Genomic DNA, 23,516 nt, shown 5'->3' with positions numbered 1-23,516 from the left:
CGACTGTCACCGAAACGACTTTGGGGGAGGGTAGGCATGAAGCCGTCCCGGCCGCTGTACGAGCGCGAACCGGAACTTGCCGCTGCCGCAGACGCCGTTGACGCACTGTGCGGCGCGCAGGCGACCGGCGGGCTGCTGGTCTTCAGCGGCGAAGCAGGCATTGGGAAGACCGCGCTGCTGGCCGAGATCCGGGCCATGGCGGCCGACCGGTGCACGGTCTGGTCCGCCCGCGGCGGCGAGACGGTCACCTCGGTGCCGTTCCACGTCGTACGCCAACTGCTCCAGCCCGCACTGGACCAGTTCCCCGCCGACGACGTGAAGGCGCTGTTCGGGGCCTGGTACGAGATCGCCGCACCCGCCCTCGGCCTCTCCGAACCGACCGGTCCGCAGCCCGACCCGCAGGGTGTGCGCGACGGCCTCGACTGGGTCGTCTCCCGGCTCGCGACCCGGCTGAGCCACCGCCCGCTGCTGCTCATCATCGACGACGCGCACTGGGCGGACGGCGAATCCCTCGCCTGGCTCGCCTCGTTCACCGCCCGGCTCGGCGAAGTGAAGGTCCTCGTCGTGCAGGCGCACCGCCCCGAGGAGCTCGCGGCCCGCGAGGCCGAGCGCACCCCCGCCGGCAGTCACCCGGCGCAGGTCCGGGTCGCCCTGCGCGCGCTCACCCCCGACGCCACCGCAGAACTGGTCCGGGCCACTCTCGGGGACCACGCGGACGACCCGTTCTGCCGCGAGGTATGGGCCGTCACGGGCGGCAACCCCTACGAGGCGGTCGAACTCGTCGCCAAGGTCCAGGACCGCGAGCTGCCGCCGCTGGAGGAATCCGCCGGACTGCTGCGCGAACTCGGCGCCTCCGCCCGGGGCAGCGGCCTCGTCGCCCGGCTCGAACGGCTCGGCACCAACGCCAACCGGTTCGCCTGGGCCGCCGCCGTCCTCGGTACGGACATCTCCCAGGACCTCGCCGCCACCCTGGCCGGAATGAGTCCCGCCGAAGCGGCGGACTGCACGGCCCGGCTCCGCGAGGCCCGGATCGTCAGCGGCTTCGACCCCCTGGAGTTCGTGCACCCCCTGATCGCCACCGCCGTGTACCGCTCCATCCCGCCGGCCACCCGCACCGCCATGCACGGCAGGGCCGCCTGGGCGATCACCCGCGCCGGACTCGGCCCGGCCGCCGCCTCACGCCATCTGCTCGAAGTCCACCCCGACGACGACCAGGAACTCGTCGAACAACTGCGAGCGGCGGCCAACCAGCACCTCGCGGTCGGCGCCCCCGAGGCCGCCAGGCGCTGTCTGGAGCGGGCCCTCCAGGAACCTCCGCGCCACGATGTGCGCGCCACCCTGCTCTACGAACTGGGCTGTGCCACGCTCCTCAGCTCGCCGCCCACCACGGTGCAGCATCTGCGGGCCGCCCTCGACATGCCGGGCCTCGCCGACGACCTGAGGGTCGACGCCACGTTCCGGCTCGCGGCCGCCCTCTCGCACAACAACCAGCTCAAGGAGGCGGCGCTCGCCCTGGCCGCCGAGGCCGAACGCACGGCGCCCGGACCGGGCCTGATGCGTCTGCAGGCCGCCCACTTCCTCTGGGAGGGCATGCAGGCCACCGAGCAGGACGGCCACGGCCGCTCCCGCCGGCTCGCCGCCAACGCCGACCACCTCACCGGCCGGGACAACGCCGAACGGGCGCTGCTCACGCTGCGCGCCTTCGACGCGATGCTGCGCGGCGAGAACGCCCAGCTGATCGTCGACCTGTGCGAACGCGCCCTGGTCAACGGCCACCCCGCCCGCGGCCTCGGTTGGACCGACACCGAATGGGGCTTCGAACTCCCGACCCTGCTCGGCATCACCTACGCCTTCACCGACCAGCTCGACCGGGCCGAGGAACTCTTCGGCGAGGCCGTGCGCGCCTTCGAGATCTCCGGCTGGAGCGGCGCCCACCTGGCCTTCGCCCACACCCTGCTGGGCCTGGTCCACCGCCGTCGCGGCCGTCTGGCCGAGGCCGAGGGCTTCCTGCGCGAGGGGCTCCGGCTCGCCGACCGTGTGGGCAGCGGGCTGCCCGTCCACTGGGACGCCGCCTGTCTGCTCATCGACACGCTGCTGGCCCGTGGCCGGATCACCGAGGCCCGCAAGGTCGCCGACCAGTACGACTTCGGGCTGCCCTACCCCAGTGCCATGGTGCTGCCCGACGCCCCGTGCGTCCGTGGCCGCCTGCTGCTCGCCGAAGGCCGCACGAAGGAAGCCGTCACGGAGCTGGAGGCCGCCGGCCACTCCCTCGAACCGCGCGGCCGGTTCAACGGCATCTGGGGCCCATGGGCCGGCGACCTGGCCCGGGCCCTGGCCGACGACGACCCGGGCCGCGCCGCCCAGCTCGCCAACTCCGCCCGGGTGCACGCCGAACGGTTCGGCACGGACACGGCGATCGGCGAGGCCCTGCGCTGTGTCGCCCTCTTCGCCCGCCCGGACGAGGCCGCCCACCTCCTGGGCGAGGCGGTCCGCCACCTGGAGGCGTCGCCGTCCGGCTACGAACTGGCGCTCGCCCTGTTCGACCACGGCGTCGCCACCCGCTCGCCGCGCGAGCTCGCCCGGGCGCACAAGCTGGCCACGGCCTGCGGCGCCGAGGGACTGGCCGCCCGCGCCCAGCAGGCACGGGCGTCGATCCGGTCCACGGAGTGAGGTAATGTTTGTCCTGCGCAGCCGCCCGGCAGGACCGGGGGACTGACAGCGGGACGTGGCGCAGCTTGGTAGCGCACTTGACTGGGGGTCAAGGGGTCGCAGGTTCAAATCCTGTCGTCCCGACCATGCGGAGACGCAGGTCGGAGGTCGTTCTCTCATTAATGAGGGGGCGGCCTTTCGTGCGTTTCGGGGTGTGGTGGTCGCAGTGTGGTCGCACGTCTGGGCCGGGGGCTGGTTCGCCTGGGTGCTGGTGGTGGGTGGTGCGGGGGAGCGGAGCCGACCGAGGGCTGCGCGGAGGCGGTGGCGGTGGTCGCGTGGTGGTCGCAGCCGCACGGGCTGGTCTGTACGGACGACCGGCTGCTGGGCGGCCCTCAGGACGTGGTCGATGGTGTCGACGGCTTGTTGTGCGGCTTGTTGGGTGAGGTGGCTGTAGAGGTTCGCCGTGGTCGAGAGGGTGGAGTGCCGCAGCGTCTTGGAGACCACGGTGAGGGGGACGCCAACGTGCTCACGCATCACGGCCACGTGTCACTGGCCGTATTCTGCTGCCCTGAGACCACGAAGGAGACGTATGAGGCCCTCTCCCGGCGTGGGAGTTCACCCCAACTCACGGGCCCGGGGGTGTGAATCAGTCAGGTGACGGGGAGGGACGGTCGCTCGTTCGTGAGCGCCTTGACCCGGCGCAGGGTGAGCACGGTCTCAGCCGTGTGTACGTCGCCGGGGGCGCCGGTCTTCTCGGTGAGGAAGCCGTAGAGGTCGTCGGTCGTGCGGCAGAGCACGGAGACGACGAGGTTGGTCCGCCCGCTCACGGCCGCGGCGAAGCGCACCTCGGGGTGGTCCGCGACGGCCCGGCCGGTGCGCTCCAGCGCGTGGGGAGCGACGTTCAGCCAGCACAGGGCCTCGACGCCCTGCCCGAGCGGCTCGTGGTCGTACTCGACGGCCAGATACAGCACACCGGACGCGCGCAGACGTTCCAGGCGGCGTTTGGCCGCGGTCTCGGACAGGCCGCCGGCGGCCTGCAGCCGGGCGAGGGATGCCCGGCCGTCGCGTTGCAGCACGTTCAGCATGGCCAGATCGGCGGGGTCCGGGGCGGCGGGTGCCGGGAGGGGCGCCGCGGCCGGGACGCGCAGGGCGTTCTCCTCGTCGGGATCGAGCGCGCTGATCTTGCGCAGTCATCTGAGGGAGTTGCCGTAGTAGGTGCGCAGGATGCAGTGCGCGCCGACCGTGGTGACGTGCGGAGTGCGCTGGAGCCGTTCCAGGAGGATCTCGTCGCGGTCCGGCCTGCTCTGCGGAGTGATCGCGCACACGACCTCGGTGCCGCCCGCGGCCAGGTCGACGTAGTGGGTGTCCGGCCGCCCGGCGAGCGTGGCGGCGAGCCGGGCCGCGGTGTGGTGGGCGCAGCCGAGACGCACGATCCAGCTGGTGCGGCCCAGGCGGCTGTCGTCGGTCATCCCCGTCACACGCAGCCCGGCGGTCTCGCGCAGCCGGCGGAACCGGCGTGCGACGGTCTGGTCGGAGACGCCCAGCACCTGGGCGATCCGGCTGAAGGAGGCGCGTCCGTCGAGTTCCAGCGCCTGGAGCAGCTTCAGGTCGAGCGCGTCGAGCAGGGGGAACGCCACTGGATTCTCCTGGGTGTTCGGATGCCGCACACGGCGAGTCATTCTTGCTCCTCATGACCGGTCGGCGTCCACTGGTGGAAGGAAATTCGACATCGGTGTCCTGCATATCGGGGATTTCCGTCGAGCACTCCATGCCGTCAGGTGCGCTAAGTGTTGAATTGCCAGCTCAAAGCGCATGACGGGAGTGAGGGAATTCGGCTTCGCGTTACTTCCCGGAGAGAGCATTCTCCGTACTGGTGCAAGGGCATGGGGATGCAAGTTAAGTATGCGTTCCTGCCTGGTTCCCGTTCTGTCAAAGGGTCATTAAGTTCGCCTCGCATCCGGCCTCCGTGCTTTTCCGTACGGCGGCAAGGGGACGAATCTAGGTGGTTGCAATGAGCCGTAACAGTGTTCTCGTCGTCGGTGGCGGGATCGGTGGGCTGTCCGCGTCGATCGCGTTGCGGAACGCCGGGTACGACGTCCATGTCGTGGAGATCCAGCAGGACCTCCACTCGTCGGTGTACGGCGTGGGGATCATCCAGCCGGTGAACGCCCTGCGGGCTCTGGACGCGATCGGCTGCGCCGAGGCGTGCATGGCCGTCGGATACGCGACCACGGCCTGGGGCCACATGCTCGATGTGGACGGCAACCTCGTCCGGGAGATGCCCGGGGCCCGGATCCCCGGGTCCGATCTGCCGCCGATGAACGGTCTCACCAGGCCGCAGCTCCATCGGATCCTGACCGACAAGGCGCTCGAAGCCGGCGTCGTGATCGCGTACGACAAGACGTTCACGACGCTCACCGACGGGCCCGACGGCGTCCAGGTCAGCTACACCGACGGCTCCGAGAGCGTGGTGGACCTCGTCGTCGGCGCCGACGGTGTCTACTCCAAGGTCCGCCCCTACGTTCTGGCCGAGGACATCGAGCCCGTCTATCTCGGGCAGTCGGCCTTCCGGCTCAACATCCCCCGGGATCCGGAGATCGACCGGATCATCCTGCAGCACGGCCCGGACGGCCTGGCGGGTTTCGTGCCGATCGGACCCGACCTCGCCTACCTCTTCTACAACACCACGTGGGAAGAGGGGCGTTGGCTGGACCAGGACAAGATGGCGGACGAACTGCGCGAACGCCTCGCACCGTTCGGCGGACTCGCCGGCCGGGTCCGTGACGCGTACGTCAACGACTCGTCGAAGATCGTATTCCGGCCCGAGGAATGGCTGATCGCACCGGCACCGTGGCACAAGGGCCGCATCGTGCTGATGGGGGACGCGGTTCACGCCGTGACGCCGCACCTCGGGCAGGGTGCGGCGCAGGCGATCGAGGACGGTGTCGTCCTCGCCCGGTGTCTGGCGGCCCACAGCAGCCATGAGGAGGCGTTCGCGGAGTACACCGAGCGCCGCTACGAGCGGTGCCGGCTCGTCGTGGAGTCGTCGGTGCAGATCGGCGAGTACGAGATGGTCTCCTCCAGGCACCCGGACTTCGACCACGCCGGCCTGACCCAGCACGTCCTGGAAACGATGGTCCAGCCCATGTGAGCCCGGTCGTCCGGCGCCGGCCTCCCGCGTCGGCGCCACCCCACCCGAGAACAAAGGCGGTTCACCATGCCCTTCCCTGCCCGTCTCCGACCGGGCCCGGCCGCTGCGGTGGCCCTGGGCGCCACGATCGTGCTGAGCGGATGCGGTGCCGGAGCCGACGGCGCGAGCGACGGCTCCGTCACGCTCGGCTTCGTCAACGGAGACACCAGCGAGTTCGCCATGTGCCTGCAGAAAGCCGTCGAGACGACGGCGAAGGCCGCCGGCGCGAAGGTCTACCTCGCCAACTCCAAGATGGACCCCGGCAAGGAACTGTCCAACATCGAGGACATGATCTCCCGCGACGTCGACGCGCTGATCGTGCAGACGGTCAACGTCGATGCGCTCGAAGGGGACATAGCGAAGGCCGGCTCCGCGAACGTACCCATCTTCCTCACGTCGGTCGCCACCGGTGAGGCCGACGGCATCCTCGGCGCGGCTGTGGTCGACCTCAAGAAGCTGGGCGCCCTGGACGCCGGCTGGATCAGGAAGGACGCCGGCGGGAAGCCGGTCGATGTGGGAATCGTGGCAGGGGCGCCCGGCGCCGCGTCCGATCTGATGGTGTCGGGCTTCACCGGAGCCCTGCCCGCGAACGTGAAGGTCGTGGCGAACCAGCCGGGGATGTTCAATCCCGTCGAGGCCCGGTCCGTCGCGGAGAACATGATCCAGGCCCACCCGGGTCTCGACTACGCCTTCGTCGCCAATGAGGAGATGGCCTTCGCGGTACGCAAGGCGTTCGACGAGGCCGGTGCGAAGGACGTCAGGATCGTGACCGAGAACGGTACGGACAAGGGCCTGGCAGCCGTCAAGGACGGCCGGTTCTCCGCCACCGTGGCCAACTCGCCGCAGGTGATCGGTGAGACGGCGGTGCGTAACGCCGTCGCCCGGCTCGACGACGAGAAGAAGGCCGACAAGATCGCCCGGATCCCTCTCGCCCTGATCACGAAGGAGAATCTGGACGAGGCGCCGCAGTACTGCGCCCCGTAGCGTCCGCCCCTGAGGGCCGGGTCTCCGCAGGTGCGCGGAGACCCGGCACCCTCAGGGCTGCCGCTACACCGTCACCGGCGCGGTGGCGGTGGCCTCGGCAGGAGGCTCGGCGGGGGAGCGGTGGGGCTTGACGCCGATCATGCCGACAGCGGTCAGGACCGCTGCCACGGCGGCGGCTATGCCGCAGATGAGGAAGGCGTTGCCGAAGCCGCTGCCCAGTGCGCCGAGGGCCAGATCGTGCGCCGCCGATCCCGGGGTGCCGGGCGGCAGGCTGTTCACCGCGATCGGTCCGCCCTCCGCGGCGATCCCGCGCGCGGCTCCGAGGTTTTCCGCGGACAGGTCAGCCCCGCCCAGCTCCGACGAGAACGCCGAGGCCGCCTTGGACAGGGCGACGGCCCCGACGACGACCGGGCCGAGCGCGAATCCGAGGTCGCGGAGCATGTTGGTCGTCGCACTCGCCATGCCGGCCAGATGCGGCGGCACACTGTCCAGCGCCACGGCCGTCACCGAGCTCACGCACAGCGCGAAGCCGACGCCGATGAGCAGGTCGGGCACGACGAAGGCGCTCAGGTCGAGGTCGGTGACGTCGAGCCGGGTGCAGAGGAGGCAGCCGACGGCCATCAGGAGGAAGCCCGAGGTCAGCAGCCAGGTCGGGGCGACCCGGTGCAGCAGCCGGGAGACGACCGGGATCAGGACGAACGCGGGCCCCTGGAGCAGCAGGAACGGGACGGCGACCCGCAGCGGGTCCTGGTGCTGGATCGGTCCGAGCCACATGCTCGTCGCGAAGCATGCGCCGAGGAAGGCGAGCATGCCGATCACCGCGACGGCGGACGACACCGCGAAGGCCCGGTTCCTGAACAGGGTCAGGTCGAAGATCGGGGACGCGGCGCCCACTTCGACCAGGACGAAACCGGCGAGGAAGACCAGGCCGAGCATGCCGGAGAGCATGACGGGGAGGGCCGTCCACCCCGACTCGGGTCCCTCCACGGCGGCGTACAGCACCAGAATGAGACCGAGGGCGAAGGTGATCTGGCCCGGGACGTCGAGTTCGCGGTGCTTGGACGCCTTGGACTCGGAGGTCAGCGAGAGCGTGAGCACGATGCTCAGCGCGGCGAGCGCGACCAGCACCCAGAAGGAGCCGCGCCAGGAGCCGACCTTGGCGAAGGCCCCGCCGATCAGGGGGGATACGGCAGCGCCGGCGGACAGGAACCCGCTCCACAGCGCGACGGCCTGGGCCCGTTCCCGGGGGTTGCCGGTGACCGACGCGAGCATGGTGAGCGAGCCGGGGAACAGGGCGCCGGCACCGAGACCGTTGATCGCGGCACCGATCCAGAGGACCTGCACACTGGGCGCGACCGCGGCCACGGTGCTGCCGACGGCGATGAGGGCCGCGCCGGCGGTGATCAGCTTCTTGCGGCCGAACCGGTCACCGAGCACACCGAAGGTGAACTCGAAGCAGACCACCGCGATCATGAAGGCCGAGGTGATCCAGGTCAGTTGGGAGCCGTGGGTGTTGAGGTCCTCCTGGAACAGTCCGTTGAGGGAGGCCGGCAGTGCGTTGGCGACCTGCGCCACGAACACCGCACAGCTGGTGGCAGCCAGCGTTCCCGCGTAGCCCGGCTTCCGGGCAGCCCCCGCGGTTGGGCCGTGGGACGTCGTTGTCCCTTTGTTCAGCGTCATTGCTTTCTCCCTGGCTGGGAAGGTGAGTGCCCCGCCGTCTCGGGCGGGACGGGCTCCGGCCGACGGCCGTAGCGAGGGGGAGGGGGGAGGGGTCCGTCGCTCACCGGTCGCGCAGGACCCCGGGCCCGGGCAGACCGACGGGGTTGTCGTCGGATGCCGCGGGCCCGTTCCGTGCGGACAGGTGGGTGCCGGACGCTGCCGTGCTCACGGTTGAGGGGGAAGGAGACACGGCTCGATTCCGGCGCGGTGTCGTGGAGAATGACACTTGGCCATACGCTGTGTCAATGAAATGTTCGTAGACTCAAGTGAATTGTCTCGACGTAGGTCGAGGCTGTGTGGGAGCTGTCCGGACGGCCGGATCAGTACGCCGCGACCAGATCCGATTCCACCGCGCGCGCCGCGGCGTTGAGGGTGGCGACCAGTGAAGGAAGCTCGTGGGAGTCGTAGCGCACGCTGGGCATCGACACCGACAGACCCGCCTGTGCCGTCCCGTCCCGGTCGTGCACCGGGACACCCACCGCGACGAGCCCGCGCTCGGAGCGTTCCTGGTTCACGGCGAAACCGTTGCGGGCGATGCGCGTCAGCTCGTTCCGCAGCTGTGCGAGGTCCGGACGGTCCGCGGGGCGGTCGCGGTAGCGCGCGGCGGAGTAGATCTCCGCCAGTTCGGCGTCGTCGAGGCCCGAGAGAAGCAGCAGCCCGGCGGTGGTGCGGTGGGCCGCGAACACCATCCCCTCCCGGGATCCGACCCGCAGCGCCTGCCGGCTCTCGATACTGGCGATGAACCTGGCCGTGTCCCCCGTGCGGATGGTGAGGTTCGCGGTCTCGTCCAGGATGCCGACCAGCCGGTGCAGGTGGGGGAGGGCGGCGGCCCGCAGCCGGGAGACCTGGGACTGCGAGTGTGCCGCGAGTTCGAGGACGGGGCCCGCCCGGTAGACGCGGTTCTCGTCCTGCACGGCGAAGTCCCGGTAGACGAGCATCGCCAGGAGCCGGTGAGCGGTGGACCGGGCGACCCCCAGCCGTTCGGCGATCTGCGAGACGGTCGCCGCGCCCTCCAGCTGCAGCAGAGCCGCCGCCCGCAGGGCGTGGTCGACGCTCGCGATCGGATACGGCGGCGGCGTCTTGAGCGGCTTGTCCACGGGGGCCTCCGGGTGCGGCCCGGCCGGGCCTCGGTTGCGCTGCCACGCTCGGATAGTTCTGCTCTCCAGAATCTACATGTCTTGTCTGCGAACACGACGCACGCTGAGCCCGTGACTCAGTCCTCTCCCGCCCCAGACATCGCGACGGGCTCCCCCGTCCGGCTGCAGGCCGTTTCCGCAGCGGACCAGCCCAAGGTCACCCCGGAGCTCGAAGAGCTGTACCGGGGCTTCGAACAGGAACTCCTCGTCCCGCTGTGGACCGAGATCGGCGATCTGATGCCGGCCCATCCACGCTCGCGTGCGGTCCCGCACGTGTGGCGCTGGGAACAGCTGCGGGCGCTCGCGGCACAGGCCGGCGAGATCGTCCCGGTCGGACGCGGCGGCGAGCGCCGGGCCATCGCGCTGGCCAACCCCTCCCTCGGCGGCCGGCCGTTCGCGACCCCCACTCTCTGGGCCGCCATCCAGTACCTCATGCCGGGGGAGGACGCCCCCGAGCACCGCCACAGCCAGCACGCGTTCCGCTTCGTCGTCGAGGGCGAGGGCGTGTGGACGGTCGTGGGCGGCGATCCGGTGGCCATGCGGCGCGGCGACTTCCTGCCGCAGGCCGGATGGAACATGCACGCCCACCACAACGCCACCACCGAGCCGATGGCCTGGATCGACGGCCTCGACATCCCGTTCCAGTACGCGAACGAGACCCAGTTCTTCGAGTTCGGCCGCGACGCGATCAGCGAGGCCGAGCACACGACCCCCGACCGCTCGCGCGCCGAACGCCTGTGGGGACACCCCGGTCTGCGCCCGGTCTCCGCCACCGCACCGGCCCCCGGCTCGCCCCTGCTGGCGTACCGCTGGGAGCACACCGACCGCGCACTCGGCGACCAGCTCGCCCTGGAGGCGGAGGGCTTCACCGGCACCGTCGAGGCCGGCCACGCCGCCGTACGGTTCGCCGACCCGGCGACCGGCGCCGATGTGCTGCCCACCATCCGCGCCGAGATGCACCGCGTCGTGCGCGGTGCGGAAACCGCCCCGGTCCGCGAGACCGGCTCGTCGGTCTACCAGGTCTTCGACGGCTCCGGCACCGTCACCGTCGGGGAGGAGTCCTGGACGGTGACGCGCGGTGACCTGTTCGTCGTCCCCTCCTGGCAGCCCCTGTCCGTGCGGTCCGAGGCCGGCGCCACGGACTCGGACTCCGGCGCCCTGGACCTGTTCCGCTTCAGCGACTCCCCGATCTTCGAAGCCCTCCGGCTCGACCGCACCCATGTGGAAGGAACCACCCGATGAAGCTCGCCACCCTCCGTACCGGCGGAACCACGAAGGCCGTCCGGCTCGACGGCGACATCCTGATCGACCTCGGCGTCCCGGACGTGGGCACCCTCCTCGGCCGGGACGACTGGGCCGGGCACGCCGCCGCGGCCACCGCCGGGAACTCCGGGACGTACCCCGCGGAAGGCGCCGAGTACGCCCCCGTCGTCCCGCAGCCCTCGAAGGTGATCTGCGTCGGGCTGAACTACCGCACCCACATCACGGAGATGGGCCGGGACCTGCCCGAGCACCCCACTCTGTTCGCGAAGTTCGCCGACTCCCTCATCGGCGCCGGTGACGACATCCTCCGGCCGGACGAGACCGAGCAGTTCGACTGGGAGGTGGAGCTCGCCGTGGTCATCGGCAAGCGCGTGCGCCGCGCCCGGGGCGAGGAGGCCGAGCAGGCGATCGCCGGGTTCACGGTCCTGAACGACATCACCTGCCGGGACTGGCAGTTCCGTACCCGTGAGTGGCTGCAGGGCAAGATGTGGGACTCCAGCACCCCGGTCGGCCCCTTCCTGGTCACCCCCGACGAACTGGCGGGCGGCGTACGCCCCGCTCTCGACGTCCGGCTGACCGTGGACGGCGAGGTCATGCAGTCCGACACCACCGCCGACCTGCTCTTCGACCCGGTCGCGCTGGTGGAGTACGTCTCGACGATCACACGCCTCAACCCCGGCGACATCATCGCCACCGGCACCCCGGGCGGTGTCGGGCACGCCCGCAAGCCGGGGCGTTACCTGCTGGGTGGCGAGAGCGTCGTCGCCGAGATCGACGGCCTCGGCCGGCTGGAGAACCGCGTCGTCAAGGAGAAGTCCGCCTGATGTCCCGTACGTTCGAAGAAGCCCGTAGCTGGGCGCGGCTCGGCACCACCCTGTTCGTCCGGGCGGCGGACCTCGGTGCCGACGCCCTGGACGAGCCGAGCACCCTGCCGGTCTGGACCCGCAAGCACCTGGTCGCGCACGTCGCCGCCAACGCCGATGCCCTGGGCCACCTCGTCCACTGGGCCGCCACCGGCGAACGCACGCCGATGTACGCCTCCCCCGAGGAGCGTGCCGCCGGCATCGAGCGGGGCGCCGGGATGCCGGCCGCCGAACTGACCGCGTGGCTGCGCCGCTCCGCGGAGGAGCTGGCCCGGTCGACGGCCGCTCTCGGCGACGAGCAGTGGCGGTCCCCGGTCGTGACCGCGCAGGGCCGCACCGTGCCCGCCACCGAACTGCCCTGGATGCGCGCCCGCGAGGTGTGCGTCCACGCGGTCGACCTGGGCACCGGACCGTCCTTCGCCGACCTGCCGGCCGGCTTCCTCGCCGCACTCTGCGACGACGTCGTCGCCAAGCGCGCCAAGGACGGCGGGCCGGCGCTGGTGCTGGAGGCCACCGGCACCGGCGCCTTCTGGACCCTCCCCGGGGAGGGTGAGCCGACCGTCGCCGTCGGCGACCTCCACGAGATCACGGCCTACCTCACCGGGCGGGCGCACGCACTGACCGCACCGGACGGCGGGCCCGTGCCCGCCCTGGCCCGCTGGCTCTGAGCCGCCGGACCGGTAGCGCACCGCCCCCTTCTGCAGCCCGCACGCGATACGAGGAAGAGACGATGAACCACCCTGCGACGCCCCCCACCGGCGACCACCCCGACGCGATCATCGTCGGCGGAGGCATCGGCGGCCTCAGCTCCGCCTTCGCCCTCGCCCGGCAGGGACTGCGCGTGCGCGTCCTCGAACGCGCCCACGAGTTCGGCGAGGTCGGGGCCGGCCTCCAGATCGCGCCCAACTGCACCCGCATCCTCGACGAGTACGGCCTGCTCGACGAAGCCAGGGAGCTGGGCGTGCTCCCGGAGAACATGGTGATGCGCGACGCCCTCGACGCGCGCGAGCTGACCCGGCTCGACCTGCGGGACCTGGAGCGGCGCTACGGCTTCCCGTACATGGTGATCCACCGCAGCGACCTGCACGCCATCTTCCTGCGCGCCTGCCGCCGGGCCGGTGTGGAGCTGCTGACCGACCGGACGGTGACCGACTACGAGCACATCGACGGCGGCGCCCGCATCCACCTGGCGGACGGCAGCACCCAGGAGGCGCCGGTGGTCGTCGCCGCCGACGGACTGCGTTCGGTGGCGCGGCGCAAACTGGTCGGCGACGACGTGGTCAGTTCCGACTACGTCGCCTACCGCGCGGCCGTCCCGATCGACGAGGTGCGTGACAACGGCATCGCCGAGAAGGACGTCACCGTGCACGTCGGCCCGCGCTGCCACTTCGTGCAGTACGCGCTGCGCGGCGGCGACATGTTCAACCAGGTCGCCGTGTTCGAGTCGCCGAAGGCCCTGGCGGGGCAGGACGACTGGGGTACCCCGGACGAGCTGGACGCGGCCTTCGCCGCCACCTGCGACACCGTGCGCAAGGGCATCCCCCTGATGTGGCGCGACCGCTGGTGGCAGATGATGGACCGCGATCCGGTCGAGACCTGGGTGCACGGCAGGATCGCCCTGCTCGGCGACGCCGCCCACCCGCCGCTCCAGTACATGGCGCAGGGCGCGGTCATGGCGATCGAGGACGGCTGGGTCTTCGCCCGGCACGTCGCCCGCCAGACCGCCGCGCCGCACACGCGGGTACCGGACTGGGACGCCGTACTCGCCTCGTACGAGGCCGTCCGCGTCGAGCACTGCCGCCGGGTGCAGACCACCGCCCGCGCCTGGGGCGAGCTGTGGCACCTGGACGGGGAGAAGCGGCTGCGGCGCAACGCGATCATGCGCGGCCGGGACGCCCACGACTACGCCTTCACCGACTGGGTGTACGGCCCCACCGCACTGGACCCCGACGAGGAACCCGCGATGTTCACCCCGATCCCGCTCTCTTCGGCCCGGCTCGGGGACGACGCCGCTCACCAGGTGGCCCCGGCGTGATCACGACCATCGCCGCGACGGCCGACGAGGCCGTCGCGGGTGTCGCCAACTGGCACACCGGCGATCCGGACGCCATTCCCGCCGTCGGCGGTGCGATGGACCTGGCCGCCGGCGCCCGGGAGGTCCTGGTGATGATGACGCTGTTCACCCGGGACGGCGCCGGGATCACGGTCGAGGAGCTGCGGGAACTGCTGGCCGCCGCCCTGATCCGATGAGCCGCCGCGGCAGCCGTTCGGTATACGGTGCGTCAGGACTCGGTGCGGTCTGTGTGGTACCCATCCGCCTCGTGCGGTCACCGCACCGCATCGCGTTAGGATCCGGTCATGGCGAACCTTCGTGAGGCACAGAAGCAGATGACCCGGCGTCTGCTGCTGGAGTCGGGAATCGAGCAGTTCAAGGCGAAGGGGTACGCCGTCACCACGGTCGACGACATCGCGACCGCGGCGGGTACGACGCGGGCGACCTTCTACGCGTACTTCTCCTCCCGCAGCGAGCTGATGCAGGCCCTCATCGACGAGCAGCTCAACGAGGTGTTGCAGCGCGTCGGATCGCCCGAGCACGGTTCCACCGCGCAGGGCCTCGTGGCCACCGTCGCCGACGGATCGCCGGAGGCGATCACGGACTGGCTGCGCCGTACCGCCGACAGCTGGCCGGCGATCTGGCCCCTCATCCGGATCGGCCGGGACGCCGCGGTGGTCGATCCGGAACTCACCGACCTGGTCGAGCGATGGATGGAGGAGGCCATCGGCGACATCGAGGACGGGCTGGCGGCCGCCGGGCGCCTGGAGCCGTATCAGCGCCACTTCCGGGGTGTGCTGGCGATGGCCGAGCTCGACTTCGTCGCCCAGAACTGGCACCGCGCCGAGTGGAAGCTCACCCGCGACCAGATGCTCGACGAGCTCGGGACCAGCTGGGTACGCCTGCTGCACTGACCGAGGCCTCGGTCACCGGCACGGCGGCGGGCGTTGCAGGCCGGCGCCCGCCGCCGAGTTCACAGACGCGCCGCAGCGTCGAACAGCAGCGCCCGCAGCCACTCAGTGAAGTACTGATCGGTCAGGCGGGGGTTCCAGACGATGTCGATCCCGAGCCCCGGAAGAGGGAACGGGAACTCCTCGATCCGCAGCTCGGTGAGCGCCCGCATGGCGGTGGCCACCTGGAACCGCAGGAGTGCGACGCCACCCCCGGCACGGGCGACCAGGAACGGCACCAGCAGGAAGTCGGAGATCAGCTGACCGACCCGGTAGGTGATCCCGTGCTCCTCCAGCAACGCGTAGGGAAAGACGCGCCGTTCGGTGTCGACGACGATGTGCCGCTGTGTGCTGAGGAGTTCGAGAGCGCTCGCCTCCGGCGGGGTGTCCGGTGAGGCCACCACCACACAGCGGTCGTTGTACAGCCGTTCGCGCGGGTACGGCGAGAAGTGGCCCTCGGAGAGCAGCACGACATCGACGCCCTGGTCGGTGAAGGTGGCCTCGGTCGGTACCGTGATCGTGCGCACGCGCAAGGTGGCGTGCGGGGCGCGCTCGGCGACGAGCCGGGTCAGGTGGGGGCCGACGACGAACGCCGTGCTGTTCGTCATGGCGACCGTGATGACGCGCCGGTCCGTGGCCGGGTCGAAGCTCGGGAAGTCCACGATGCGTGCCGTCTGCTCCAGGGCGCTGCGCAGCGGTGCGATCAGCTCCAGTGCGCGCGGGGTGAGCGTGACGCCGGTGCCCTGCCGGACGACGAGGTCGTCACCCAGCAGCCGCCGCATGCGCGTGAGGGCGTGGCTCATCGCCGGCTGCGACAGCCCGACCCGCTTCGCCGCCCTGGTCACCGAGCCCTCCTCCAGCAGCGCGAGAAGCGGCACCAGCAGGTTGAGGTTGACCGATGCCAGCCGGTCCAACCCCGCACCCGCGGTGCCCTCTTCGCCGTCGTTCATGGAGCAAACCTTACGAGTCCGCCCGGGTCATCCGACGCAGCCGGGGGATCGGGATCCGGTAGTTGAGCGCCACGGCCGCGCCGCTGCCGTCGGCGTGGGACCAGCGCATCAGCGCCGGTTCGCCACCGGGGCCGCCGTCGACGTACGCGGGTTCCCCCTCCAGCGGCAGAAAGCCCACCGCTTTGAGGCGCAGTCCGAACTGCTCGGTCCAGAAGTACGGCTGGAGCCGGAGCGGCGGCGCGTCCTCGCCGTGGAGGAGCGCCCGTGCGGCGGTCTTCGCCTGCTCGATCGCGCTGCTCCACAGGGGGAGGCGGCGCAGTCCGTACGGGGTGGGGAGGGCCGCGAGGTCGCCGACGGCCGCGACATCGGGGCGCACGAGCCCCCACGCGTCGACCGGGATGACGCCGCCCCGGGAGACGAGTCCCGTGTTCGCGAGCCACTCCGTGTTGGGGATATCGCCGACGGCGGACACGAGAAGGTCCGCTTCGAGGACCGTGCCGCCCTCGAGCACGGCCCGGGCGCTGTTCCCGGCCCCTTCGACGCACGCCGATCCGGTCTCCACGAGGGTGAGCCCCAGGTCCAGCGCGGCCCTGACGAAGACACCGGCGAGGTACGGCCCGAGCTGGACCGACAGAGGCACCCCCTGGGAGACGAGGGTGACCCGGCAGCCGGCGGCCAGGCACCCGGAGGCGATCTCCATTCCGAGCGGTCCCCCACCGACCACGACGACCGAGGGCCCGGCCGCCAGCCGGCCCCGCAGACGGAGGGCGTCGTCGAGACCCCGCAGGGTGAGCTCGCCGGGCAGGGCGGACAGCCGTCGCGCCCGGGAGCCGGTGGCGAGGACGACGCGGTCGTACGGCAGGGCGGTTCCGTCGTCGAGCGTGACGAGCCGGCGGCCGAGGTTCAGCCCGGTCGCACGTACGCCCAGGATCTCCGTCGCCCCGTGCCCGGACGGGGGGAGCTCGTGCGACGTCAGGTCGTCGTCGAGCAGGAGCGCCTTGGACAGCGCCGGGCGGCTGTACGCCGGGTGCGGTTCGTCGCCGACGATCGTCAGCTCGCCGTCGAAGCCGGCCTCGCGGAGTGTGTCAGCGGCGGTGAGCCCGGCGATCCCGTTGCCGACGACCACGACACGGGCCGGCCCGGCGCCGCTCACGCGATCCTCAGCGCGGCGACCGGGCACACGCGGACGGCCGCGTTCGCCGGGGCCGTGTCGGCACTGCCGATCTCCTCCCGGTCCAGGACGAGCTCTCCGCCGTCGTCGAGGTGCATGAGCTGCGGCGCTGCTTCCTCGCACAGGCCGTGGCCCTCGCAGCGGGGGCGGTCGAGAACGATCCTCATGCGGGAATCACCTCCAGGACGGGGAGCTCCTCGATGCTCCGGGTGATGTTGCCGGGGACCCGGACCTCGGGTCCGACCACGAGGCACTTCACACGCCGGGCCAGCGCGTCGATCACCGCATGGGCCTCCAGCCGGGCGAGCCCCTGGCCCGCGCAGCCGTGCGGGCCGTAGCCGAACGAGAGGTGGTCGACGGGATTGCGCTCGACCAGGAAGGTGTCCGGGTCCTCGAAGTGCCGGGGGTCGCGGTTGCCGGCGCCGAACAGGACGGCGACCTGTGCACCCGCCGGGATGAGGGTCCCGTCGATCTCGACGTCCTCGGTGGCGCGGCGCCCCCAGGCGTGCACGGGGGCCCAGAAGCGAAGCACCTCGTTGAACGCCGCCGGCACCAGCGAGGGGTCCTTGCGGATCAGGTCGAGCTGGCCGGGGTGCGAGCCGAAGAGGGCGATGATGTTGCCGATGGCCGCCACCGTGGTGTCGACTCCCGCACCGAGGTACTGGTGGATGATGGCGCCGGCCGAGCCGGGTGCGATGGCGCCGCGTGCTTCGGCGTCGAAGATGCCGCGGCCCACGGACCCCTCGGCCAGATCGGTGGCACGGACCTGGGAGCACCAGGCGTAGAGCTCGCCGGCGATCGGGAAGTTCTCCGTCGTGCGCCGGTTCATCGGACCGATGACCTGCATGGCGGCCTGTCCCCAGCGCAGCATGTTGTCGCGTGCCCGGCCGGTGAAGCCGATCAGGTCGGCGACGACCTCCAGGGGGAACGCCCGGGCGAGGGCGTCGATCGCCTCGAAGCTGCCCTGTTCGACGAGTTCGGCGACCAGTGCGTCGGCCTTGGCCTCGATGCGCCCCTTCAGCCCGCGCAGCGCGCGTGGTGAGAGGTTCTCGGTGAGCGTGGCCCGCAACTGCGTGTGCTCCGGCGGATCGGACGCGAGCGAGGTGCTGCTGAGGGCCTCGTTGACCATCGGGTTGAACCCGATGGAGTCCGAGGAGAACGACTGCCAGTCGGCGAGGGCGCCGCGGATGGCTTCGTACCGCGTCAACACATGGACGTCGTTCTTCGGGAGATGGACGACTGAGCCCTGTTCCCGCAGCTCGGCGTAGACGGGATAGGGGTCGAGTACGACCTCGTCCGAGAAGAGGTCGATATCGGAGGCGCATGGGGTGGTCATGCGTCCAGTGAAGTGGCCACGCTCACATCCAACAAGTGAATGATTGGCATGCCGAGACATGCAGGAAATGGATGTATCCCCTGCCCAGCAGGCCCTCAACGCACCCTCAGATGATTATTTTTTCTAGGTGTCTGATTCATTGACGCGATGTAAAGCGAATGGCTACGGTGAGGCCAGCCACAAGGTGCAATGCACCCCACCCGTACATGTGAGGGCAGGCATGAGCGTCAAGACCAACACCGCGAACACCGTTCTGGGGCCGGTGCCTACCGAGGATCTGGGCGTCGTCTCGGTCCATGAGGCCCTGCTGTCGGTGGTTCCGGGCGCGGAGTACGCCTTCGACATCACCATCGACCGCGCGGAGGTCTTCGAGACCCTCGCCGCGAAGCTGACGGACTTCCGGACCCATGGCGGCGGCACGATCGTCGACAGCACCGGGATGTTCCACGGCCGCGACGTCCGGCTCTACGAGGCCCTCTCCCGCGCGACCGGTGTGCACATCGTCGCCTCGACGGGACAGGGGCCGGAGGAACTGCTGGGCGGCTACTTCCTCACGCCGCAGACCAACCCGCCGACGCCCTGGCCGGCCGAGAAGTTCGCCGACCTCTTCACCCGGGAGGTCACCGAAGGCATGGTCGTCCCGCGCGTGGAGCGACGCGGCGCCGCCGGTCTGGTCGCCACCGTCGCGACCCCTGCGGGCATGACGGCCACCGACGAGAGCCTGCTGCGCGGTGCGGCCCGGACCGCCCTCGGCACAGGCGTCGCGCTCTCCGTCCGTTACGGCGGCGACGCCCTGCACGACCTCGGCGTCGCCCTGGACGAGAAGCTGCCGGCCGACCGCGTCGTCGTCGCCGGACTCGACCGCAAGGACGCCGTCGCCGCAGGCGCTCCCCAGGAGGTCGCCCGCCGTGGCGCCTACGTGGCGATCGACCACGTCGGCGTCCGGGACGAGGACCACATCAGCGACGCCGAGCGCGCCGCACTGGTCGCCGGACTCGTCCGGGACGGCCACGGCAACCGGGTGCTGCTGTCGAGCGGCGCGACCGGGGTGGCGAAGGGCCACGACGGCAACGACCTGCCGTACAGCTACATCCTGACCACTTTCGTCCCGCTCCTGAAGGCACGGGGTCTCAGCGACGAGGACGCGCAGCGGATTCTCGTGGACAACCCGCGCGACCTGCTGTCGGTGCGCTGAGCGCACCGACGCGCACGACCATCAAGTCTCTTCATTCAAAGGTGAGTGTTGTGTCGAGAGTGAACACCGTCCTCGGGACGATCCCGGCCGAGGAACTGGGCCTCGTGGCCATCCATGAGCACATTGGCTACGGCATGCCCGGCTCCGAGCTGGACACGAAGTGGTGGAAGTCCCCCGAGCAGCGGTACCAGGAGACCGTCCCGAAGCTGCGCGCGTTCCACGAGTACGGCGGCGGGACCTTCGTCGACGCGACCGGGATCTGCAACGGCCGCGACGTGGACTACTACAAGTCGCTCTCGGCGAAGACCGGCGTGCACATCGTCGCCTGCACCGGCTTCGTCGGCGGCGACACCGCCCTGCCGCACTTCGCCAGGGCCGATGTGGACTACCTGACCCGGCAGTTCGTCCACGAGATCACCGTCGGCATCGGCAACACCGGCAGTCTCGCGGGCGTCATCAAGGTCGGCGTGAGCCGCGGCGGCCGCATGACGGACCTGGACAAGCGCATCTACCGCGCCGCGGCCCGCGCCTCGCTCGCCACCGGCGTGCCGATCCTGACCCACCTCGCGATCGACGCCGAGAACGCCATCGCGATCTTCGCCGAAGAGGGACTCCCGCTGGACCGCGTCCTGTTCGGGCACGTCGACGACGGCGTGAACGCCGACAAGACGCGCGACGTCTGGATCGCGGAGCAGGGCGGACGCATCGGCTTCGACACCTTCGGCTACGAGACCGAGCTGCCGGACCCGCCGTTCTGGGCCCGCCCCCGCAAGGAACGCCTGGACCACTTCCTCCGGTTCATCGGCGACGGGCGCCTGACCCAGGTCCTCGCCTCCGCCGACGCCAACTGCAGCGCGCTGGGCTGGCCGGGCGTCAAGGGCCACACCGTCAACTACATCTTCGAGGACCTCATCCCGGACCTCCGTGACGCGGGTCTCGACGAGGCCGCGATCAAGACGGTCTTCGTGGACAACCCGGCCGCCTTCCTCACCATCCAGAAGTAGAGAGAACCACCATGCAGCTCTCAGACCTCAAGAACCTCAAGATCGCCATCGTCGGAGCCGGGTACGGCGGTGCGTCGGCGGCCAAGGCCCTGAGCCTGCTCGGGGCGGACGTCAACGTCTACGAGCAGGCCAACCAGATCCGGGAGGCCGGCGCGGGCATCGGTCTGCGTCCCTCCACGATGAACCGGTTCCGCGAGTGGGGGATCTTCGACGCGATCGCGAAGGTGAGCTCGCCGAGCGAGATCTTCGAGATCCTCACGCCCACCGGCGATCCGATCATGAAAGAGGAGTGGCCGGTCGCCGGCGAGCAGACCCACACCCACCTCATCCACCGCGGTGACTTCATCGACGCTCTGCTGAGCGTGCTCCCCGAGGGCATGGTGCACCTCGGCCACAAGCTGGAGAGTGTCCAGGACAAGGGCGACGGCGCCGTCCTCACCTTCGCCAACGGTACGAGCGTCGAGGCCGACCTGGTCATCGGCGCCGACGGCATCAAGTCGGTCGTCCGCCGGGAACTGTTCAGCGACAAGGAGCCGGTCTTCTCCGGCGAGCACGCCTACCGCGCCGTCATCTCCGCCGACGACGCCTACGGGATGGTCGTCGACGACAACCTCCGCATGTACATCGGCCGGGGCACGAAGATCTATCTGCTGCCGCTGCGCCACCGCAACCAGGTGTCGTTCGACATCACCGCCCTGTGCCCGGACGGCACCTGGGTCCCCGAGGTCACCAAGGACGACCTCCTGGCGACGGTGGAGGGCTTCGACGAGCGCCTCGTGAACATCACGCGCGATCTGGACATGGACGCCGTGAACATCCGTGCCGTGTACGACATCGACTCGATCGACGCATGGCACTCGGACTCGGTCGTCCTGATGGGGGACGCCGCGCACTCGATGCTGCACCACCAGGGCCAGGGCGCGAACTCCGCAGTCGAGGACGCCGGCGCACTCGCCGACGCCCTGCGGGACGCGGACTCCGTGAAGGAGGCGCTGGCCCTGTTCCAGGCCACCCGGAAACCGGTGACCGACAAGCTGCAGGCCGTCTCGCGCCAGGGCTGGAGCGAGGGCGAGATCGACGAGGTCTTCCCCGGGCAGAAGCCCGCGTCCATCGGCGCGAAGGGCTGACGTCATGACGCTGCATCCCGAGATAGCCAAGTTCATCTCCGGCCTGCCGGCCCACGCCCCGGGCCCGCTCGACCCCGTCGCCATGCGCGCCGGGGACGAGGCACACGTCCCGCCCCTCGACGAGCGCCTGCCGCTCCACGCGGTCGACGACGTGACGGCGCGCACCGCGGCGGGCGACGTACCGGTGCGGATCTACACGCCCGCCGAGGCCGACCGCTACGGCGTGCTCGTGTACTTCCACGGCGGCGCGTTCTTCCTCGGCAGCCTGGACACGCACGACCACGTCGCGCGTTCACTGGCGAAGGAGACCGGGCTCAAGGTCATCTCCGTCGGCTACCGGCTGGCACCCGAAGCCGCGTTCCCCGCCGGTCTCGACGACTGCTACGCGGTCGTGCGCTGGGCCGCCGAGGAGGGCGAGAGCCTGGCCTGGGACGGCACGACGCTCGCCGTCGCCGGCGACAGCTCCGGCGGCACCTTCGCCGCCGCCGTCGCGGCCCGCGCCCACGACGACGGCTTCCACCGGATCACCCACCAGATCCTCTACTACCCGTCCCTCGACCTGGACTTCGACACCGACCGCTACGCCTCGCTGCGCGAGAACGCCGTGGGCTACGGCATGGAGACGGCCGGTCTGAAGCCCTTCAACGCCTTCTACCTCGACAGCGGCGCCGACCCCGCGGACCCGCTCGTCTCCCCGGTCAGACGGACGGACCTCACCGGGCTGCCGCCGGCGCTCGTCGTCACCGCGGAGCACGACCCGCTGCGCGACGAGGGCGAGCTCTACGGACGGCTGCTGCGGGAGGCCGGCGTGGACGCGACGGTGAGCCGGTACGAGGGAGCGGGCCACGGATTCGTCCAGCACTTCTCCTGGATCCCGGAGTACCACCGGGTGTTCGACGAGACGGCCGCCTTCCTCGGCCGGCACTGACCCGGCCGCTCCGCCCCACGTACGAGTCCGGAAAGAGAAGACCATGTCGCACGCAGTCAACGTCCATCCCCTGTTCTCGCCGTGGGGCCGGTTCGGCCTCTACAGCTTCTACGTCGACGCACCCGAGCCGGCCATCGTCGACACGGGGATCGCCTCATCCCCGGCCGAGGGGATGGCTCCCGCCCTGGAGGCGATCGGCCGGCGCATCGAGGACGTGCGCTGGATCCTGCTGACCCACGGTCACATCGACCACATCGGCGGGGCGCACGCCCTGTGGGAGCTCACCGGCCGCCGGGCCCAGGTGGTCATCCACGAGGCCGACGCCCCGATGCTCCGTTCGCGGCGGGCCCACGTCGACGAGTACCTCGCCGGGCGGGGCCGGTACCTCGGGGATCCCGAGGGCGAGGGGAAGGTCGCGGCGGCCACCCGGGCCGTCATATCCGGCGAGATGGAACCCACGCTGCTCGTCAACGGCGGGGAGACCCTGTCCCTCGGCGGCGATGTCACCGTCTCGGTGCACGCGATCCCGGGCCACACCCCCGGATCGGTCGCCTACTCCCTCGACGGACAGCGCTCCGTGTTCGTCGGCGACGCCGTCCAGGTCCACGGGGCCGCCAACGGCTTCCCCGGCTACACCCACCCGGCGGCCTACCGCGCCGGACTGGAGTACGTGCGGGACGAGCTGCGTCCGGAACGCCTGTACCTCGGGCACCCGTACCGCCGCGCCGACGGCACCCCGTACGGCGTCGAACTCGACGCCGCCCAGGCGCGGGAGGCCCTCGGCCAGAGCCTCGAAGCCGAGGGCCGGGTCGGCGCAGCCGCCTGCGGCTGCCTGGAGGCCGGCCTGCGGGAGACCGCATCGCCGTACTCCCCGTTCGCCCCCGCCGCCGAGGAGCTCGGCTACACCGGCGACCCCGCGCTCGAACCGTCGCCGTTCTTCACCTCGATGCACGGATACCGCACGCAGCACCAGAACTCGTAGCACAGGAGCTTCGCAC

At 71.0% G+C, this 23,516-nt stretch carries 22 protein-coding genes and 1 tRNA gene; 15 read left to right on the top strand and 8 right to left on the bottom strand.

All coding sequences use genetic code 11. The features are described 5' to 3' along the window. Positions 1 to 36 precede the first annotated feature (36 nt). Positions 37 to 2,670, top strand: coding sequence for an ATP-binding protein (locus OG959_RS01745; RefSeq protein WP_326656184.1), 2,634 nt, complete (start codon positions 37 to 39; stop codon positions 2,668 to 2,670). Between the two features lie 49 nt (positions 2,671 to 2,719). Then, positions 2,720 to 2,796, top strand: a tRNA-Pro gene (locus tag OG959_RS01740). Between the two features lie 503 nt (positions 2,797 to 3,299). On the opposite strand, the gene OG959_RS01735 is transcribed toward OG959_RS01740, so the two are convergent. After that, a complete protein-coding gene (locus OG959_RS01735) occupies positions 3,300 to 3,740 on the bottom strand; it encodes an Lrp/AsnC family transcriptional regulator (protein WP_326666154.1) in 441 nt (146 codons plus the stop codon). 99 nt (positions 3,741 to 3,839) lie between these two features. Further along, on the bottom strand, positions 3,840 to 4,328 hold the full coding sequence (locus OG959_RS01730) for an Lrp/AsnC family transcriptional regulator (protein WP_326656183.1): 489 nt from the start codon (positions 4,326 to 4,328) through the stop codon (positions 3,840 to 3,842). Between the two features lie 332 nt (positions 4,329 to 4,660). On the opposite strand from OG959_RS01730, the gene OG959_RS01725 reads away from it, so the two are divergent. Then, positions 4,661 to 5,800 (top strand): FAD-dependent monooxygenase, encoded by a 1,140-nt coding sequence (locus tag OG959_RS01725; RefSeq protein ID WP_326656182.1) that lies wholly within the window; start codon positions 4,661 to 4,663, stop codon positions 5,798 to 5,800. 66 nt (positions 5,801 to 5,866) lie between these two features. Then, positions 5,867 to 6,823, top strand: a complete 957-nt coding sequence (locus OG959_RS01720) for a sugar ABC transporter substrate-binding protein (protein WP_326656181.1) — start codon at positions 5,867 to 5,869, stop codon at positions 6,821 to 6,823. A gap of 63 nt (positions 6,824 to 6,886) precedes the next feature. Here the strand turns inward: OG959_RS01720 and OG959_RS01715 are convergent, their stop codons facing one another. Both OG959_RS01715 and OG959_RS01710 read right to left on the bottom strand, forming a co-directional pair. Continuing rightward, entirely contained in the window at positions 6,887 to 8,503 is a 1,617-nt protein-coding gene (locus OG959_RS01715; RefSeq protein WP_326656180.1) for an MFS transporter, read from the bottom strand. Between the two features lie 359 nt (positions 8,504 to 8,862). Next, positions 8,863 to 9,639 carry an IclR family transcriptional regulator gene (locus OG959_RS01710; protein WP_326656179.1) on the bottom strand — a complete coding sequence of 259 codons (777 nt, stop codon included), beginning with the start codon at positions 9,637 to 9,639 and terminating at the stop codon, positions 8,863 to 8,865. Between the two features lie 111 nt (positions 9,640 to 9,750). On the opposite strand from OG959_RS01710, the gene OG959_RS01705 reads away from it, so the two are divergent. The 6 genes from OG959_RS01705 (at position 9,751) to OG959_RS01680 (ending at position 14,771) form a co-directional block, all read left to right on the top strand. Then, a complete protein-coding gene (locus tag OG959_RS01705) occupies positions 9,751 to 10,920 on the top strand; it encodes a cupin domain-containing protein (protein WP_326656178.1) in 1,170 nt (389 codons plus the stop codon). Next, on the top strand, positions 10,917 to 11,765 hold the full coding sequence (locus OG959_RS01700; RefSeq protein ID WP_326656177.1) for a fumarylacetoacetate hydrolase family protein: 849 nt from the start codon (positions 10,917 to 10,919) through the stop codon (positions 11,763 to 11,765). Before OG959_RS01705 ends, OG959_RS01700 begins: the two co-directional genes overlap by 4 nt. Then, positions 11,765 to 12,472 carry a maleylpyruvate isomerase family mycothiol-dependent enzyme gene (locus tag OG959_RS01695; RefSeq protein WP_326656176.1) on the top strand — a complete coding sequence of 236 codons (708 nt, stop codon included), beginning with the start codon at positions 11,765 to 11,767 and terminating at the stop codon, positions 12,470 to 12,472. The genes OG959_RS01700 and OG959_RS01695 overlap by 1 nt, the downstream gene beginning before the upstream one ends. Positions 12,473 to 12,534: 62 nt before the next feature. Further along, complete coding sequence (locus OG959_RS01690; protein ID WP_326656175.1) at positions 12,535 to 13,839, top strand: FAD-dependent oxidoreductase; 1,305 nt, start codon at positions 12,535 to 12,537, stop codon at positions 13,837 to 13,839. After that, positions 13,836 to 14,054, top strand: a complete 219-nt coding sequence (locus OG959_RS38615; protein ID WP_442805525.1) for a hypothetical protein — start codon at positions 13,836 to 13,838, stop codon at positions 14,052 to 14,054. The genes OG959_RS01690 and OG959_RS38615 overlap by 4 nt, the downstream gene beginning before the upstream one ends. A 108-nt stretch (positions 14,055 to 14,162) precedes the next feature. After that, complete coding sequence (locus OG959_RS01680) at positions 14,163 to 14,771, top strand: TetR/AcrR family transcriptional regulator (RefSeq protein WP_285572731.1); 609 nt, start codon at positions 14,163 to 14,165, stop codon at positions 14,769 to 14,771. 59 nt (positions 14,772 to 14,830) lie between these two features. Here OG959_RS01680 and OG959_RS01675 read toward each other — a convergent pair whose 3' ends face one another. The 4 genes from OG959_RS01675 to OG959_RS01660 are packed head-to-tail and all read right to left on the bottom strand — an operon-like array spanning position 14,831 to position 18,264. After that, complete coding sequence (locus OG959_RS01675) at positions 14,831 to 15,757, bottom strand: LysR family transcriptional regulator (protein WP_326656174.1); 927 nt, start codon at positions 15,755 to 15,757, stop codon at positions 14,831 to 14,833. 10 nt (positions 15,758 to 15,767) lie between these two features. Continuing rightward, a complete protein-coding gene (locus tag OG959_RS01670) occupies positions 15,768 to 16,910 on the bottom strand; it encodes an NAD(P)/FAD-dependent oxidoreductase (RefSeq protein ID WP_326656173.1) in 1,143 nt (380 codons plus the stop codon). After that, positions 16,907 to 17,095 carry a ferredoxin gene (locus OG959_RS01665; RefSeq protein WP_326656172.1) on the bottom strand — a complete coding sequence of 63 codons (189 nt, stop codon included), beginning with the start codon at positions 17,093 to 17,095 and terminating at the stop codon, positions 16,907 to 16,909. Before OG959_RS01665 ends, OG959_RS01670 begins: the two co-directional genes overlap by 4 nt. Beyond that, positions 17,092 to 18,264, bottom strand: coding sequence for a cytochrome P450 (locus tag OG959_RS01660; protein WP_326656171.1), 1,173 nt, complete (start codon positions 18,262 to 18,264; stop codon positions 17,092 to 17,094). The genes OG959_RS01665 and OG959_RS01660 overlap by 4 nt, the downstream gene beginning before the upstream one ends. A 220-nt stretch (positions 18,265 to 18,484) precedes the next feature. On the opposite strand from OG959_RS01660, the gene OG959_RS01655 reads away from it, so the two are divergent. The 5 genes from OG959_RS01655 to OG959_RS01635 are packed head-to-tail and all read left to right on the top strand — an operon-like array spanning position 18,485 to position 23,500. After that, positions 18,485 to 19,459 (top strand): phosphotriesterase, encoded by a 975-nt coding sequence (locus OG959_RS01655; protein ID WP_326656170.1) that lies wholly within the window; start codon positions 18,485 to 18,487, stop codon positions 19,457 to 19,459. Between the two features lie 50 nt (positions 19,460 to 19,509). Beyond that, a complete protein-coding gene (locus tag OG959_RS01650) occupies positions 19,510 to 20,463 on the top strand; it encodes a phosphotriesterase family protein (RefSeq protein ID WP_326656169.1) in 954 nt (317 codons plus the stop codon). An 11-nt stretch (positions 20,464 to 20,474) separates the two neighbouring features. After that, a complete protein-coding gene (locus tag OG959_RS01645; protein ID WP_326656168.1) occupies positions 20,475 to 21,590 on the top strand; it encodes an FAD-dependent monooxygenase in 1,116 nt (371 codons plus the stop codon). Positions 21,591 to 21,594: 4 nt separating this feature from the next. Then, positions 21,595 to 22,518, top strand: a complete 924-nt coding sequence (locus OG959_RS01640) for an alpha/beta hydrolase (protein ID WP_326656167.1) — start codon at positions 21,595 to 21,597, stop codon at positions 22,516 to 22,518. Positions 22,519 to 22,561: 43 nt separating this feature from the next. Next, on the top strand, positions 22,562 to 23,500 hold the full coding sequence (locus OG959_RS01635; RefSeq protein ID WP_326656166.1) for an MBL fold metallo-hydrolase: 939 nt from the start codon (positions 22,562 to 22,564) through the stop codon (positions 23,498 to 23,500). Positions 23,501 to 23,516 lie beyond the last annotated feature (16 nt).

The organism is Streptomyces sp. NBC_00385, assembly GCF_035917155.1.
Lineage (GTDB): Bacteria > Actinomycetota > Actinomycetes > Streptomycetales > Streptomycetaceae > Streptomyces > Streptomyces poriferorum.
This window is presented reverse-complemented; position numbering and strand designations above follow the sequence as displayed.